Below are 16,606 nucleotides of genomic sequence, written 5' to 3'. Positions count from 1 at the left end.
GCCTTTGGCTAGATGGGGTTCAGCAAAGAAGTTGTTTGGCTTCTTTGTCACGCAATATGGTGGGCGTAGCTCAGTTGGTAGAGCACGGGATTGTGACTCCCGTTGTCGTGGGTTCGATCCCCATCGTCCACCCCATATTTCGAAAGGCGCCAGATTTAACAGTCTGGCGCCTTTTTTGTTTCACGGGTTCGGGTTTCGGCGGCTGCCGGTTTCGGGCCGCAGGGGCAGGGCGTTTCGTCGTATTTATGTTTCTCGATGATGCTGCGCTGTCCGCCACTCCTGCTTTGGGATTGGCTGTCAGGGAGATGATCGACAACCGCTTCTATATATAGAAGGGTTGCTGCAGAGCCCTGGCTTGATTGGCTGTTTTTGCGAACAGGGCGGGGCACAACCGTTTGTCCTCGCCTTCAAATTGCCTGCTGCGTTTCCACCTGATTTCAGTAGGGTGACTTCTTGAGTTTGACCCACTAGAATGCATGCCCTTGATTCTGGGGTCGGAAACGGCCGGCTAACGTCTGTGCAACGAGGAATATCCATGCAAGTTTCTGTTGAAAATACTACTGCTCTTGAGCGCCGCATGAGCGTCACCGTGCCGGCTGAGCGCATCGAGAGCCAGGTCAACAAGCGTCTGCAGCAGACTGCACAAAAGGCCAAGATTGCTGGCTTCCGTCCAGGCAAAGTGCCAATGAGCGAAATCAAGCGCCGTTTCGGTGCTGATGCTCGTCAGGAAGCTGTGGGTGACGTGATCCAGTCCTCCTTCTACGAAGCTGTGGTTGAGCAGAAGCTGAACCCGGCCGGTTCGCCTTCGATCGAGCCAAAGTCGCTGGAAGCCGGCAAGGACCTGGAATACGTTGCCGTATTCGAAGTGTTCCCTGAGTTCACCGTTGCCGGTTTCGAAGGCATCAACGTTGAGCGCCTGAGCGCTGACGTGGCTGACGCCGATCTGGACAAGATGCTGGACGTGCTGCGCAAGCAGAACACCCGTTTCGAAGCGGCCGACCGCGCTGCCCAGAACGACGATCAGCTGAACATCGATTTCGTGGGCAAGGTTGACGGCGAAGCATTCGCTGGCGGCTCCGCCAAAGGCACTCAGCTGGTGCTGGGTTCCGGCCGTATGATCCCTGGCTTCGAAGAAGGTCTGGTGGGCGCCAAGGCTGGTGAAGAGCGCGTTCTGAACCTGACCTTCCCAGAGGACTATCAGAACCTGGACCTGGCTGGCAAAACCGCCGAGTTCACCGTAACCGTCAACACCGTTTCCGCGCCAACGCTGCCTGAGCTGAACGAAGAGTTCTTCGCTCAGTTCGGTATCAAGGAAAAGGGTCTGGACGGCTTCCGCACCGAAGTTCGCAAGAACATGGAGCGTGAGCTGCGCCAGGCGATCAAGTCCAAGGTCAAGAACCAGGTAATGGACGGTCTGCTGGCCACCAACCCGGTTGAAGTGCCGAAGGCGCTGATCTCCAACGAAGTTGACCGTCTGCGCGTGCAGGCTGTTCAGCAGTTCGGCGGCAACATCAAGCCTGACCAACTGCCGGCCGAGCTGTTCGAAGAGCAAGCCAAGCGTCGCGTGGTTCTGGGTCTGATCGTGGCTGAAGTGGTCAAGCAATTCGACCTCAAGCCAGACGAAGCCCGCGTTCGTGAAATGATTGAAGAAATGGCTTCGGCTTACCAAGAGCCAGAGCAAGTAGTGTCCTGGTACTACAAGAACGACCAGCAACTGAACGAAGTTCGTTCGGTTGTGCTGGAAGAACAAGTTGTGGATACTGTTCTGCAGAAAGCTAGCGTGACCGACAAATCGGTCTCTTACGAAGAAGCGGTCAAGCCGGTAGAAGCTCCAAAAGCCGACTGATTGTTTCTGCGTTAGAAGCACACACCATAAGCCAGCCTTCGAGCTGGCTTATGCGTATTCAAGACATGACTATTTGGGAGTGACTGCAGAGCATGTTCCGTAATTCCTATATTCAGCAGAACTCTGATATCCAGGCCGCAGGCGGTCTGGTCCCGATGGTTGTCGAGCAGTCTGCTCGTGGCGAGCGCGCCTATGACATCTACTCGCGTCTTCTCAAGGAGCGAGTGATCTTTCTGGTAGGTCCGGTAGAGGACTACATGGCCAACCTGATTTGCGCGCAATTGCTGTTCCTTGAAGCGGAAAACCCGGACAAGGACATCCATCTTTATATCAACTCCCCGGGCGGTTCGGTGACGGCGGGCATGTCGATCTACGACACCATGCAGTTCATCAAGCCAAACGTATCCACCACCTGCATCGGTCAGGCTTGCAGCATGGGCGCATTCCTGCTGACGGCCGGCGCCGAAGGCAAGCGTTTCTGCCTGCCTAACTCGCGCGTGATGATTCACCAGCCATTGGGCGGTTTCCAGGGCCAGGCTTCGGATATCGAAATCCATGCCAAGGAAATTCTGTTCATTCGCGAGCGCCTGAACACGCTGATGGCCAAGCACAGCGGTCGTACTCTGGAAGAAATCGAACGCGACACCAATCGCGATAACTTCATGAGTGCAGAAGCGGCGAAGCAGTACGGTTTGATCGACGAAGTGATCACCCAGCGCCCTGCGTGAATTAAGCCGCTCAAATAGGCGTGGTCGGTTGCTCCGATCACTTGCGGGCTTGAAAAAGCCCGCAATAGCCTTCATCTTGTGTTGCAAGCCTATCGGATTTGGATCGAACGAATGACTGACACCCGCAACGGCGAGGACAACGGCAAGCTGCTCTATTGCTCCTTCTGTGGCAAAAGCCAGCATGAAGTGCGCAAATTGATTGCCGGCCCCTCGGTCTTTATCTGCGACGAGTGCGTCGACCTGTGCAATGACATCATCCGCGAGGAGGTGCAGGAAGCACAGGCTGAAAGCAGCGCGCATAAATTGCCTTCGCCTAAAGAAATCAGCGGCATCCTTGACCAGTACGTCATTGGTCAGGAACGTGCCAAAAAGGTTCTGGCCGTAGCGGTGTACAACCACTACAAGCGCCTGAACCAGCGTGACAAGAAGAGTGACGACGTCGAACTCGGCAAGAGCAACATCCTGCTGATCGGCCCGACAGGCTCGGGTAAGACCCTGCTTGCCGAAACCCTGGCGCGGTTGCTGAACGTTCCGTTCACCATTGCCGACGCAACCACCCTCACCGAGGCGGGTTACGTGGGTGAGGACGTCGAGAACATCATTCAGAAGCTGCTGCAGAAGTGCGACTACGATGTGGAAAAGGCCCAGATGGGCATTGTCTACATCGATGAAATCGACAAGATTTCCCGCAAGTCCGACAACCCGTCGATCACCCGGGACGTTTCCGGTGAGGGCGTGCAACAGGCCTTGCTGAAGTTGATCGAAGGCACGGTCGCTTCCGTTCCGCCGCAAGGTGGTCGCAAGCACCCGCAGCAGGAGTTCCTGCAGGTCGACACCCGTAACATTCTGTTCATCTGCGGTGGCGCCTTCTCCGGCCTGGAGAAAGTCATTCAGAACCGTTCCACCAAGGGTGGCATCGGTTTCAACGCGGAAGTGCGCAGCAAGGAAGAGGGCAAGAAGGTCGGTGAATCCCTGCGTGAAGTCGAGCCTGACGATCTGGTCAAGTTCGGTCTGATCCCGGAATTCGTGGGTCGTCTGCCGGTCCTGGCGACGCTGGACGAGCTGGATGAGGCTGCGTTGATGCAGATCCTCACCGAGCCGAAAAACGCCCTGACCAAGCAGTATGCCAAGCTGTTCGAGATGGAAGGCGTGGATCTGGAGTTCCGGACCGACGCTCTGAAATCGGTCGCCAAGCGTGCCCTGGAGCGTAAAACCGGTGCCCGTGGCCTGCGTTCGATTCTCGAAGGCGTTCTGCTCGACACGATGTACGAAATCCCGTCGCAATCCGATGTGAGCAAAGTCGTGATCGACGAAAGCGTTATTGAAGGCAAGTCCCAGCCATTGTTTATCTACGAAAACAATGAGCCGACTGCCAAGGCTGCTCCGGACGCCTGAGCGTCCGGTCTGCCGGAATAAACAAGGGGCCTTCTGGCCCCTTTGCTTTTTGTGCGCGGCTCGTCTGTAAGGGCTGCAGGGCCGCTCAGCTGGTGTTACAGATGTGCCCGGACCCCTGCGGGCTTCGATGCCCGCTCTGTTTTCGAAACGATTCTTTTATCCGCTTGTTTTTTTCCAAAGCAGCCCCCATCTTGGTTTCAAGCTCACTTCCATCTGTTTACGGCCATATGGCCGCCGTAGAGGCGAAATCATGAAGACAACCATCGAATTGCCTCTCCTGCCATTGCGTGATGTCGTGGTTTATCCGCACATGGTTATCCCGCTGTTCGTGGGGCGCGAGAAGTCCATCGAAGCCCTCGAGGCCGCGATGACGGGTGACAAGCAGATCCTGCTGCTGGCCCAGAGAAACCCGGCTGACGATGATCCCGGTGAAGATGCTCTCTATCGCGTAGGCACTATCGCCACGGTCCTGCAATTGCTGAAACTGCCTGACGGCACCGTCAAGGTTCTGGTCGAGGGCGAGCAGCGTGGCACCGTGGAGCGCTTCAGCGAAGTCGACGGCCATTGCCGCGCCGAAGTGTCGTTGATCGAAGAAGTCGATGCCGCCGAGCGCGAATCGGAAGTCTTCGTGCGCAGCCTGCTGTCGCAGTTCGAACAATATGTGCAGTTGGGCAAGAAAGTCCCGGCTGAAGTCCTGTCGTCGCTCAACAGCATCGATGAGCCGGGTCGTCTGGTCGACACCATGGCCGCGCACATGGCGCTGAAAATCGAGCAGAAGCAGGAAATCCTCGAAATCATCGATTTGTCGGCCCGTGTCGAGCACGTCCTGGCGCTGCTGGATGCCGAGATTGACCTTCTGCAGGTTGAAAAGCGCATTCGTGGCCGCGTCAAAAAGCAGATGGAGCGCAGTCAGCGCGAGTACTACCTGAACGAGCAGATGAAGGCCATTCAGAAAGAGCTCGGCGACAGTGACGAAGGTCACAACGAAATCGAAGACCTGAAAAAGCGCATCGACGCCGCCGGTCTGCCGAAAGACGCTCTCGCCAAGGCCACCGCCGAGCTGAACAAGCTCAAGCAGATGTCGCCGATGTCCGCCGAAGCCACCGTCGTGCGCTCGTACATCGACTGGCTGGTGCAGGTGCCGTGGAAGGCCCAGAGCAAGGTACGTCTGGACCTGGCCCGTGCCGAAGACATTCTCGATGCCGATCACTACGGCCTCGAAGAGGTCAAGGAACGCATCCTCGAATACCTCGCCGTGCAAAAACGCGTGAAGAAAATCCGTGGCCCGGTGTTGTGCCTGGTCGGTCCTCCGGGCGTGGGTAAAACCTCGCTGGCGGAGTCGATTGCCCACGCCACCAACCGTAAATTCGTGCGCATGGCCCTCGGCGGCGTGCGTGACGAAGCGGAAATCCGTGGTCACCGTCGGACCTACATCGGTTCGATGCCAGGAAGATTGATTCAAAAGATGACAAAGGTCGGGGTTCGCAACCCGCTGTTCCTGCTCGATGAAATCGACAAAATGGGCAGCGACATGCGTGGCGATCCGGCGTCGGCGTTGCTGGAAGTGCTCGATCCGGAGCAGAACCACAACTTCAACGATCACTATCTGGAAGTCGATTACGACCTGTCGGATGTGATGTTCCTGTGCACCTCGAACTCGATGAACATTCCGCCGGCGCTGCTCGACCGGATGGAAGTGATCCGCCTGCCGGGTTACACCGAGGACGAGAAGATCAATATCGCGGTCAAGTACCTGTCGCCAAAGCAGATTCAGGCCAACGGCTTGAAGAAGGGCGAGCTGGAGTTCGACGAGGAAGCGATCCGCGACATCATCCGTTACTACACCCGTGAAGCCGGTGTGCGTGGCCTCGAGCGGCAGATTGCCAAGGTCTGCCGCAAGGCGGTCAAAGAGCACGCCCTGGAAAAACGCTTCTCGGTAAAAGTGACAGCCGATTTGCTTGAGCACTTCCTCGGTGTGCGCAAGTTCCGCTACGGCCTGGCCGAGCAGCAGGATCAGATCGGTCAGGTGACCGGCCTGGCCTGGACGCAGGTTGGTGGCGAGTTGTTGACCATCGAAGCCGCTGTGGTGCCGGGTAAAGGTCAGTTGATCAAGACCGGTTCGCTGGGTGATGTAATGGTCGAATCGATCACTGCGGCCCAGACCGTGGTGCGCAGCCGTGCCAAGAGCCTGGGCATTCCGCCGGACTTCCACGAGAAGCGCGACACCCACATTCACATGCCGGAAGGGGCGACTCCGAAGGATGGCCCGAGCGCTGGTGTCGGCATGTGTACCGCTCTGGTGTCGGCATTGACCGGCATTCCGGTGCGCGCCGATGTCGCCATGACCGGCGAGATCACCCTGCGTGGCCAAGTGCTGGCCATTGGCGGTCTGAAAGAGAAACTGCTCGCGGCGCATCGTGGCGGAATCAAGATCGTCATTATTCCGGAAGAGAACGTACGTGATCTGAAGGAGATTCCTGACAATATCAAGCAGGATCTGCAGATCAAACCGGTTAAATGGATTGACGAGGTCCTGCAAATTGCGCTGCAATACGCGCCGGAGCCCTTGCCGGATGTGGCTCCGGAGATAGTTGCCAAGGACGAAAAACGTGAGTCTGACTCTAAGGAAAGAATTAGCACGCATTAGTACGCATTTGCCTGGGGGGCTTCCTTGACAGCTTTTTAGAGCCCTTGTTATAAAGCGGCTCTTAAGTGTCTGTAGGCCATTCAGCACTCGTTTTTGCTTTCACCAAAAAACTTAGAATCATACTCAAATAGATATAAGGGGACTTAGAGTGAACAAGTCGGAACTGATTGATGCTATCGCTGCATCCGCTGATATCCCGAAAGCTGCTGCTGGCCGTGCGCTGGACGCTGTAATCGAATCCGTCACTGGCGCTCTCAAGGCTGGCGACTCCGTTGTACTGGTAGGTTTCGGCACTTTCTCCGTGACTGATCGTCCAGCTCGCACCGGCCGTAACCCACAGACCGGCAAGACTCTGGAAATCCCAGCGGCCAAGAAGCCAGGTTTCAAAGCCGGTAAAGCCCTGAAAGAAGCTGTCAACTAAGTTAGATTCAGGTTTTTACCCATCCGGGTCGGGGTCATGCCTGACCTGGCAGCGGAGCGGTAAAGCAGGTGGCCAAGACAGTCGCTTGCTAAACCGGGATCGAGGGTTCGAGCCCTGTCCGCTCCGCCAGTTACGAGAAGGCGCATCCTCGGATGCGCCTTTCTTCTATCCGGATTCTACCCACACTCCACGGTTGCCTAAATTGAAGTTCAACCGTTTCTGGGGGACGCATGCTGCAGAATATCAGGGACAATTCACAAGGCTGGATTGCCAAGACCATTATCGGAGTCATCGTTGTACTGATGGCTCTGACCGGTTTCGACGCCATTTTCAAGGCCGCGACTCATACCAATGAGGCCGCCAAGGTCAACGGTGAAGAAATCAGCCAGAACGATCTGAGCCAGGCTGTTGATATGCAACGCCGCCAGCTGATGCAACAGCTGGGCAAAGACTTCGACGCTTCCTTGCTCGACGAAAAAATGCTGCGCGAATCGGCCCTCAAAGGCCTGATCGACCGCAAGCTGCTGCTGCAAGGCGCGGAAAAATCCAAGTTCGCTTTCTCCGAGGCCGCTCTGGACCAGGTGATCCTGCAGACGCCTGAGTTCCAGGTGGACGGCAAGTTCAGCTCCGAGCGCTTCGACCAGGTGATCCGTCAACTGGGCTACAGCCGCATGCAATTCCGCCAGATGCTGGCTCAGGAAATGCTGATCGGCCAACTGCGTGCCGGCGTGGCCGGCAGCGGTTTTGTCACCGACGCTCAAGTGCAGGCATTCGCCCGTCTGGAAAAACAGACCCGCGATTTCGCTTCCCTGAACATCAAGGCCGATCCTGCCGCCGTGAAGCTGACCGACGATGAGGTCAAGGCTTACTACGACGAACACGCCAAGGAATTCATGACTCAGGATCAGGTGGTCATCGACTACCTCGAACTGAAGAAGGCTGCGTTCTTCGATCAGGTCGCCGTCAAGGACGAAGACCTGCAGGCGGCGTATCAGAAAGAGATCGCCAACCTGTCGGAACAGCGTCGTGCGGCGCACATTCTGATCGAAGTGAACGACAAGACCACCGAAGCCCAGGCCAAGGCCAAGATCGAAGAGATTCAGGCGCGTCTGGCCAAAGGCGAGAAGTTTGAAGCGCTGGCCAAAGAGTTCTCGCAGGATCCGGGTTCGGCCAACAATGGCGGTGACCTGGGTTATGCCGGTCCTGGCGTTTACGATCCAGCCTTCGAGAAGGCCTTGTACGCATTGGCCAAGGATCAGGTTTCCGGTCCGGTACGCACTGACTTCGGTTTCCACCTGATCAAGCTGCTGGGTGTTGAAGCACCGGAAGTGCCAACGCTCGCCAGCCTGAAAGACAAGCTGACCCGCGAACTGAAAACCCAGCAGGTCGAGCAGCGTTTCGTCGAGGCGACCAAGCAACTGGAAGACTCTTCGTTCGAATCCTCTGACCTGGCTCAACCGGCGCAGGATCTGAAACTGACCGTTCATACCTCCAAGCCATTCGGCCGTGAAGGTGGGGAAGGCATTGCGGCCAACCGTGCCGTGGTGACGGCCGCATTCAGCACCGAAGTGATCGACGAGGGGGCCAACAGCACCGCGATCGAGCTGGATCCGGAAACCGTGGTCGTGCTGCGCGCCAAGGAACACCTCAAGCCTGCGCAATTGCCGCTGGAAGCCGTATCGGCCGCGATCCGCACCCAATTGACCAAAGAGCGCGCCAGCGCTGCGGCCAAGACCCATGCCGAGCAAGTGATTGCCGGTCTGCGTGATGGCAAGACCCCGCTGGACAAGGCGATTGACGGTCAGAACTGGAAAGTCACCGAAGCGGCCACCCGCGCCCAGGAAGGTGTTGATCCGGCGGTGCTGCAAGCGCTGTTCCGCATGCCGAAACCGGCTGCCAAGGACAAGCCGACCTTCAGCAGCGTGACCCTGCCAGACGGCAGTCTGATGGTTGTGCGCCTGAACGGCGTCAACGAAGCCGCTGCACCGAGCGACGAAGAGAAGGCGCAGTACCGTCGCTTCCTCGCTTCGCGTGTCGGCCAGCAAGACTTCGCGGCCTACCGCAAGCAGCTTGAAAGCGAAGCTGACATCAAGCGTTACTGATGTCGGACTGAGCCGCAAGACCCGAGCCCCGGATGAAAATCCGGGGCTTTTTTGTGCCTGATCGCCGCTGCATGACAGGGTTTTCATGGAGCAGGGGGCAATGCGACTTTTTCTTGCCATCCATGCCCGGTAAAGTTGTAACTGTTTTAAGACACCAATCGGTACGCCGCCGGGCAGCGATCTGTTGCACAATACGCCCCGGACCGTTTTCCCCTCAGGATGTTTAATGTTGAATTCAATTCCCGTGCGTTTCATCGGGTTGGCGTTGTTGCTGACCGCCGCTGCCGGCTGTTCCAAGGACAAGCCTATCTATGAGCATGAGAACTTCGACGATTCCGGCACGTTCTCGCGCAATTACCCGGTGACCGACACCGCTAGCTGCGAAGCCGCCCGCCGGGCGTTGCTCAGTCAGGGCTATATCATCACCAGCAGCGATCCGAAGCTGGTCAGCGGGCACAAGAGCTTTCAGCAGACCGGTGAAACCCATCTGGAAATCAGTTTCAACGTGGTGTGTGCCGACGATGGGCACCATGCCACGGTGTTCGCCAACGCCTTGCAGGATCGTTATGCGCTGAAGAAGACCAACAACTCGGCGAGCCTGGGTGTGGGTGTGCTGGGTTCGGTCTCGATGCCGATCGGCTCCTCGGACGATTCGATGGTCAAGGTCGCCAGCGAAACCGTGTCATCGCAGAAGTTCTACGAGCGCTTCTTTGCGCTGGTCGAGATGTTCCTGCCGGCCGATGCGAAGAAGGCCGCGCACATCGAGGAAAAACCGAAGGCCGACCTGGGCGTGCCTGAAGCCAAACCTGCGCCGCTGGCACCGACACCCGCCGCTGAACCCACTCCCGCGCCGGCGGCGGAGCCGACAGCGGCTCCGGCAGAGAGTGCGCCACTGAGTTCGGAACCGGTGGCGCCACCGGCAGACGCTGCGCCGATCACCCCGGCGGCGGCACCTGCGCCGGTCGCGGAACCGGCGCCTGCGACTGAAATCATCACGCCACCGGCCAACCCGACCGACCTGCCACCGCCGTCCGAGCCGATTCCGGCGATGCCTGCGTCCGGCCAGTAAATGCCGTTGCGGGAGCGACCGTGCTGTCCGCTCCCGCAATGGATTTATCTACTGTCCTGAAATCCCTGAAAAATCCCGCGATAAATTCCTGACCGCCTGCTACGTTTATTTCATGAAGGCCGGGTTTCATTTTTCCTTCATACGGGCACTTTATGCTCGAAGCACGGGTCATTAGTGTTGACCATTTTCAGCGAGCAGCAGGGGGATTCACCGATGGACGACTATCAAGAAGAACTGCTCGAATACCAGGCCTACGAACTGGACTCTCCAGAGCCTGCGGAAGACGCTACCGAGCTGTAAGGCTTCAGGCGGTCTTGCGGTGACTGCGGCGGAACTCTCCCGGCGTCTGGCCGCTCCAGCGCTTGAAGGCCCGCTGGAATGCCTCGGCTGAGGCGAAACCCAGCAGGTAGGCGATCTCGCCGAACGCCAGTTCGGTGTCGCGGATGTAGGTCATCGCCAGGTCCCGGCGAGTGTCATTGAGGATTGCGCGAAACTGCGTGCCTTCCTCGGCGAGTTTGCGGCGCAATGTCCAGGTCGGCAGCTTCAGGCGCGCCGCCACTTCTTCCAGGTCGGGTTCCCGACCACCATTGAGCAACGGCCCGAGCAATTGCGTGATGCGTTCGCGCAGGCTGCGGGTGCGGGTCATTTGCTCCAGTTCCCGCTCACACAGTTGCAACAGGTGCCGCCAGGTGCTCGGACAATGCTCCGGGTTGCGCAGGGCCAGGCTGCTCAGGCTCAGGCGCAACTGGTTTTGCTCGGCACCGAACTGGATCGCGCAATCACCAAGCACGGTGTAGGCATCACGGTAGTCCGGCGCCTCGAATTCGATTTCGATCCGCTCCGCGCGCAACGGCTCGCGGCTGACGCTGGAGAGCTGGTGCAGCCATCCGGCGATGATCGAGTCCACCACAAAGCGGTTGTAGGCGTTGTAGGGGCTGATCGAATAGAAGCGCAGCCACGCACCGGTGGCGTCTTCATGCAGGCTCGACTGGCCGCGATAGTTGGAGCCGTACAAGGGTTCGAAACGGATCAGGCAGCGGGCCGCCTCGCGCACCGTCGGTGCCTGGGCGGCGGTGACTCCGGCCAGCCCCGCCTGGCTCAGCCGACTGAGCTGGCCCATGCGCAGGCCCAGCGCCGGGTCGCCGGTCAACTGGATCGCGCCGTGGCCCAGGCGCATGTAGCGCGGGATCGACAGACGGGCACCGGCCTCGGCCAGCCGCGCGGCATCGAGGCCGTACTGTTCGAGCAGCGGTTGCGGGTCGGCAGCGTGGCTGCGCACGGCATCGGCGAGGCTGTGGACAAAGCCCACTGACAGATCCCCGAGACGCATCGGCAGCGGTTTCATGGCTTATAACCAGAGGTTGAGCAGACGCGCGCCGCGTGCATCGCCATCGGCGAATTGCTGGCCGTTGCTGCTGAGAAAACTTTGTCCGGCGCTTGGTTTGTCCCAGAACTGGCCGCGCAGGAACACGCTGACCCCGGCAATCGCCCGGCTGCCCGGCGGTTGCGCCGTCAGGATCAGGCGATGCCAGGCCTGGCCTTCGCTGACTTCACCGGGTTTGAGGCTGACCGAACTCGGTGAGCTTGAGCCCTTGTAGCCGCGCCACGGTTGATCCCACACGCCATGACCGGTGACGAATGCCGGCACGGCCACCAGTTGCGCGTTCTGCTCGTCGAGCTTGCGGTAGTTGTCGGGATACCAGCTGTCGCTGCCGATCAGCACGCCGAGACGCCCGGCCGGGGTGTCGACCACATTGACCGCCTGTTCCTCGTTGGCTTCCAGCACTTCATGCTGATCGAAGATCGGGTGCATCTGCCGCTGCGGCTGGCCGAGCGGCACGCCATCGCGACCAAACACCACGCTGCTGTTGAACAATGCACCGCTGCCGACCTTGAGCTGACCGTCGATCACGCTCGGCTCGGGCAGGACGATGGAGCCGGCCACCAGCGTGACGTGGAATTCTTTGGCGAGGCCGCCGAACAGCGTCTGATAGTCCTTCGCCATGCTTTTGGCTTTCATGCGCAGATGCGCGTCGTCCAGACGGTTGTCGCCCCGTGCGCTGAGCCAGGCGCGGGCGAACAGCAGAGGATTGCTGGCCGCCAGCCAGTTCATCGCCTCGGCGAGGGTCGGGGCCTGGTAAAGCTCGTCTTTCTCGCCACCGATCATCAGCCAGGTGCCGATGTGTTCCGGCAGCACCACCACGGTTTTTTCATTCAACAGACCCTGTTCCTGCGCCTGCTGCAAATAGGCCGCGAGTTTGCGGTGCAGGCGCGCGGGACTCTGATAATCAGTGGGGAACAATTCCGGCTGGATACCCAGGAGATTGCCATGGTCGGCCGGGGTGCCCTGATCGACCGCCAGCCGGATGCGCAGGTCCGACAGGTAATGGCCCATCGGGCGGTCGGCCGCCCACATGGCGTAGGAAGCAAGGACAGCCACCAGGGCCATGGAAAACGTCAGGTACAAAAGTTTGCGCATGAAAACCAACAACAGCCGGGTACAGGGTGTGGCGACTAGGGTAGGGCGCACGCCCGCGGTTGCCAAGGGGCGCTGCGCATTTGGATCAATAAGTTGTCAGTTACGGTCATTGAGTGACAGCGATGCGACTCTTAGGCTGTCGAACATGACTGACGGGGGACACAGAGCTCCCGCATTTTCCGTGATCGCTCGTTGTGGAGTTACCGATGACCGCCGCTCATTACCCGCATCTGCTGGCCCCGCTGGACCTGGGATTCACCACGCTACGCAACCGTACCCTGATGGGCTCGATGCACACCGGCCTTGAAGAGAAGCCGGGCGGCTTCGAACGCATGGCCGCGTACTTCGCCGAGCGTGCCCGTGGCGGCGTCGGCCTGATGGTCACCGGCGGTATCGGCCCGAACGACGAGGGCGGCGTGTATTCCGGCGCGGCCAAGCTGACCACCGAAGAAGAGGCCCTCAAGCACCGCATCGTGACCCGCGCGGTACACGAGGCGGGCGGCAAGATCTGCATGCAGATCCTCCACGCCGGCCGTTATGCCTACAGCCCCAAGCAGGTCGCACCGAGCGCGATCCAGGCGCCGATCAACCCGTTCAAGCCCAAGGAGCTGGACGAGGAAGGCATCGAGAAGCAGATCAGCGATTTCGTCACCTGTTCGGTACTGGCGCAGACCGCCGAGTACGACGGCGTGGAAATCATGGGTTCGGAAGGCTACTTCATCAACCAGTTCCTCGCCGCCCACACCAACCAGCGCACCGACCGCTGGGGTGGCAGCTACGAAAACCGCATGCGCCTGCCGGTGGAAATCGTCCGTCGTGTTCGTGAGGCCGTGGGCCCGAACTTCATCATCATTTTCCGTCTGTCGATGCTCGATCTGGTCGAGGGCGGCAGCACCTGGGAAGAAATCGTCACGCTGGCCAAAGCCATCGAACAGGCCGGCGCCACGATCATCAACACCGGTATCGGCTGGCACGAAGCGCGAATCCCGACCATCGCCACCAAAGTGCCGCGCGCAGCATTCAGCAAGGTCACGGCCAAGCTGCGCGGTTCGGTGAGCATCCCGCTGATCACCACCAACCGCATCAACACCCCGGAAGTCGCCGAGCAGATTCTTGCCGAAGGCGATGCCGACATGGTGTCGATGGCGCGGCCGTTCCTGGCCGACGCAGATTTTGTCAACAAGGCGGCCGAAGGGCGGGCCGACGAAATCAATACCTGCATTGGCTGCAACCAGGCCTGCCTCGACCACACGTTCGGCGGCAAGCTCACCAGTTGCCTGGTCAACCCGCGCGCCTGCCATGAAACCGAACTCAATTACCTGCCGGTGCAGCAGATCAAGAAAATTGCTGTGGTCGGTGCCGGCCCTGCGGGTCTGTCCGCCGCCACCGTGGCCGCCGAGCGCGGACATCAGGTGACGCTGTTCGATTCGGCCAGCGAGATCGGCGGCCAGTTCAATGTCGCCAAACGCGTGCCGGGCAAGGAAGAGTTCTACGAGACTTTGCGTTACTTCAAACGCAAGTTGCAGACCACGAACGTCGAGGTGTGCCTGAACACCCGCGTCGACGTGGCGAAACTGCTGGAAGGCGGTTACGACGAAGTCATCCTCGCCACCGGTATTGCGCCGCGTCTGCCAGCGATTCCGGGTGTCGAGAACGCCAAGGTGCTGAGCTACCTCGACGTGCTGCTGGAGCGCAAACCGGTCGGCAAGCGCGTGGCGGTGATCGGTGCCGGCGGTATCGGCTTCGATGTGTCGGAGTTTCTCGTCCACGAAGGCGTGGCCACCAGCCAGGATCGCGCCGCGTTCTGGAAAGAGTGGGGCATCGACGCGCAACTGGAGGCCCGTGGTGGTGTCGCCGGAATCAAGGCCGCACCGCATGCGCCGGCCCGGGAAGTGTTCCTGCTGCAACGCAAGAAATCCAAGGTCGGCGACGGCCTCGGCAAGACCACCGGCTGGATTCACCGCACCGGGTTGAAGAACAAGCAGGTGCAGATGCTCAACAGCGTCGAATACCTGAAGATCGATGACCAGGGCCTGCACATTCGTATCGGCGAAACCGGCGAGCCGCAAGTGCTGGCGGTGGACAACATCGTGATCTGCGCCGGCCAGGATCCGCTGCGCGAGCTGCATGATGGCCTGGTGGAAGCGGGGCAGAACGTACATCTGATCGGCGGTGCCGACGTGGCGGCGGAGCTGGACGCCAAGCGTGCGATCAACCAGGGCTCGCGCCTGGCCGCGGAGCTCTGATCGATCTCTCGCAGCAAAACGCGGCTGTGATCTTTCAAGGTTCGAAAGATCGCAGCCTGCGACGATTTTTTGTTGGCTGGTAGTATTGGGTTTTCCCTGATGCTGCCACGCCCATGCTTTGCTCCTCCGACTGGCTACCCCAGGCCCCTCTCGAACCCCTGCAACTGGACTGGCTCGCCGCTGCCGGTGTCGAAGTGGCGATCCTGCGTCTGGACCGGATCGATCCGCTGATCAGCGGCAACAAGTGGTTCAAACTCGTCGAACACCTCAAGGCCGCCGACCGCGCGGGCGCTGAGGGCATCATCAGCCTGGGCGGGGCGCACTCCAATCATCTGCATGCACTGGCGGCGGCGGGCAAGCGCCTGGGCTTCGCCACGGTCGGCCTGTTGCGCGGCCATCCGCAGCAAACGCCCACGGTCGGTGATCTGTCGGACTTTGGCATGCAACTGCACTGGCTGGGTTATGGCGGCTACCGGGCGCGGCACGAGCCGGGCTTCTGGCAGCCTTGGCAGGCGCAGTATCCGACGCTGCATCCGATGCCGGAGGGCGGCGGTGGATTGCTCGGCGCCCTGGGGTGCGCAGCGCTCAAGGATCAGGTCGACGAGCAACTGAGCCATTTGGGCTGGGACGGTTTTCATGGCTGGTGGCTGGCCTGTGGCACCGGGACGACCCTGGCGGGACTGGTGCTGGCCGAGGCTGGCGAACGGGTTGTTTATGGTGCGCTGGCGGTGCCGGTCGATCACGGCGTGGCGCCGCAGGTCGAGGCTATTGTTGAAGAGGCGCGGTTGCACAATCCGCGCTATGAACTGATCGAGGCGAGTCGAGGTGGCTTTGCCAGGGTCGATCCGGCGTTGCTGGCGTTTATCGAGCAAACCGAGCAGGCCAGCGGCATTCCTTTGGAGCCGCTGTACACCGGCAAGGCGTTATTGGCACTCAAGCAACAGGTTCAGGCGGGCCAATTCGCCAGGGGGACGCGACTGGTCTTCGTCCACACTGGCGGCTTGCAGGGGCGCAGGGGATTTGTCAGCGAAACTCATGTGAATTGAAGGCGGCGAGGGATTGAATCTCCTCGCCGCAACACGTCATCCGCGTTTCGGCATCATCCGCAACAGCGTGTTATCGCCCACCACGTAATGGTGATAGATCCCCGCCAGCGCGTGCAGCCCGATCAGCCAATAACCGATGTTGGCAATCAACACGTGCCAGTGCTCGACCTGTTTGGCGAAGGCCTTGTCTTCGTTCACCAGCAGCGGCAGATCGAAACCATAGAACATCACCTGATGCCCGTCGGCGCTGGTAATCAGCCAGCCGAGCAGCGGCATGCCGATCATGAACAGGTACAGCGCCCAGTGCATCAACCGGGCGAGAACGGTTTGCCATTGCGGCGATGCCGGGAAAATTTTCGGCGCCGGTCCCAGGCTGCGGGCGAACAGACGCAGCCATACCAGGACGAAAACGGTGAGGCCGAGCAGGTAGTGCATTTCGCGGATCAGGGTGCGACCCCCGCTGCCCTTGGGGAACAGGCCGCGAAATTCCATGCTGGCGTACACCAGCACCAACAGAACCAGCATCAGCCAGTGCAGCAGAATCGACACGGTGCTGTAACGCGATGCGGAATTTGTCCACGGCATACGGTGTTTCCTCACAGGTCAGGGCTCAAGCGCGCCGTTCTT

Annotated in this window: 13 protein-coding genes and 1 tRNA gene; 11 read left to right on the top strand and 3 right to left on the bottom strand. The window is 59.7% G+C overall.

The genetic code is table 11. The features are described 5' to 3' along the window. The first annotated feature begins 59 nt into the window (after positions 1–59). From KVQ74_RS08060 to KVQ74_RS29385, 9 genes are all read left to right on the top strand, one after another. Positions 60–135: transfer RNA gene (locus KVQ74_RS08060), tRNA-His, on the top strand. 400 nt (positions 136–535) lie between these two features. Further along, on the top strand, positions 536–1,846 hold the full coding sequence (tig, locus tag KVQ74_RS08055) for a trigger factor (RefSeq protein ID WP_217830557.1): 1,311 nt from the start codon (positions 536–538) through the stop codon (positions 1,844–1,846). 92 nt (positions 1,847–1,938) lie between these two features. Next, on the top strand, positions 1,939–2,574 hold the full coding sequence (gene clpP, locus KVQ74_RS08050; protein ID WP_217830556.1) for an ATP-dependent Clp endopeptidase proteolytic subunit ClpP: 636 nt from the start codon (positions 1,939–1,941) through the stop codon (positions 2,572–2,574). A gap of 111 nt (positions 2,575–2,685) precedes the next feature. Continuing rightward, on the top strand, positions 2,686–3,969 hold the full coding sequence (gene clpX / locus KVQ74_RS08045) for an ATP-dependent Clp protease ATP-binding subunit ClpX (protein ID WP_217830555.1): 1,284 nt from the start codon (positions 2,686–2,688) through the stop codon (positions 3,967–3,969). A gap of 250 nt (positions 3,970–4,219) precedes the next feature. After that, entirely contained in the window at positions 4,220–6,616 is a 2,397-nt protein-coding gene (lon, locus tag KVQ74_RS08040) for an endopeptidase La (protein WP_217830554.1), read from the top strand. A gap of 148 nt (positions 6,617–6,764) precedes the next feature. Continuing rightward, positions 6,765–7,037, top strand: coding sequence for an HU family DNA-binding protein (locus KVQ74_RS08035; protein ID WP_003183171.1), 273 nt, complete (start codon positions 6,765–6,767; stop codon positions 7,035–7,037). A gap of 230 nt (positions 7,038–7,267) precedes the next feature. Then, positions 7,268–9,139, top strand: a complete 1,872-nt coding sequence (locus tag KVQ74_RS08030) for a SurA N-terminal domain-containing protein (protein WP_217830553.1) — start codon at positions 7,268–7,270, stop codon at positions 9,137–9,139. Between the two features lie 226 nt (positions 9,140–9,365). Next, positions 9,366–10,208 carry a DUF2242 domain-containing protein gene (locus KVQ74_RS08025; protein WP_217830552.1) on the top strand — a complete coding sequence of 281 codons (843 nt, stop codon included), beginning with the start codon at positions 9,366–9,368 and terminating at the stop codon, positions 10,206–10,208. 174 nt (positions 10,209–10,382) lie between these two features. Continuing rightward, on the top strand, positions 10,383–10,508 hold the full coding sequence (locus tag KVQ74_RS29385; protein ID WP_262150603.1) for a hypothetical protein: 126 nt from the start codon (positions 10,383–10,385) through the stop codon (positions 10,506–10,508). Positions 10,509–10,512: 4 nt separating this feature from the next. Here the strand turns inward: KVQ74_RS29385 and KVQ74_RS08020 are convergent, their stop codons facing one another. Together KVQ74_RS08020 and KVQ74_RS08015 are read right to left on the bottom strand one after the other, a co-directional pair. After that, positions 10,513–11,553: an AraC family transcriptional regulator gene (locus KVQ74_RS08020; RefSeq protein WP_217830551.1), complete on the bottom strand. Its 1,041-nt coding sequence runs from the start codon at positions 11,551–11,553 to the stop codon at positions 10,513–10,515. Positions 11,554–11,556: 3 nt separating this feature from the next. Beyond that, positions 11,557–12,687, bottom strand: a complete 1,131-nt coding sequence (locus KVQ74_RS08015) for a carbon-nitrogen hydrolase family protein (RefSeq protein WP_217830550.1) — start codon at positions 12,685–12,687, stop codon at positions 11,557–11,559. A gap of 206 nt (positions 12,688–12,893) precedes the next feature. Here KVQ74_RS08015 and KVQ74_RS08010 point away from each other — a divergent pair, with 206 nt between their 5' ends. Both KVQ74_RS08010 and KVQ74_RS08005 read left to right on the top strand, forming a co-directional pair. Further along, entirely contained in the window at positions 12,894–14,933 is a 2,040-nt protein-coding gene (locus KVQ74_RS08010; protein ID WP_217830549.1) for an NADPH-dependent 2,4-dienoyl-CoA reductase, read from the top strand. Between the two features lie 113 nt (positions 14,934–15,046). Continuing rightward, positions 15,047–15,979 carry a 1-aminocyclopropane-1-carboxylate deaminase/D-cysteine desulfhydrase gene (locus KVQ74_RS08005; protein WP_217830548.1) on the top strand — a complete coding sequence of 311 codons (933 nt, stop codon included), beginning with the start codon at positions 15,047–15,049 and terminating at the stop codon, positions 15,977–15,979. Positions 15,980–16,015: 36 nt separating this feature from the next. On the opposite strand, the gene KVQ74_RS08000 is transcribed toward KVQ74_RS08005, so the two are convergent. Then, positions 16,016–16,564: a cytochrome b gene (locus tag KVQ74_RS08000; RefSeq protein ID WP_217830547.1), complete on the bottom strand. Its 549-nt coding sequence runs from the start codon at positions 16,562–16,564 to the stop codon at positions 16,016–16,018. Positions 16,565–16,606 lie beyond the last annotated feature (42 nt).

The sequence above is a fragment of the Pseudomonas botevensis genome (assembly GCF_019145475.1).
Lineage (GTDB): Bacteria > Pseudomonadota > Gammaproteobacteria > Pseudomonadales > Pseudomonadaceae > Aquipseudomonas > Aquipseudomonas botevensis.
Note: the sequence above shows the minus strand (reverse complement) of the source record. Positions and strands in the feature narration are given on the sequence as shown.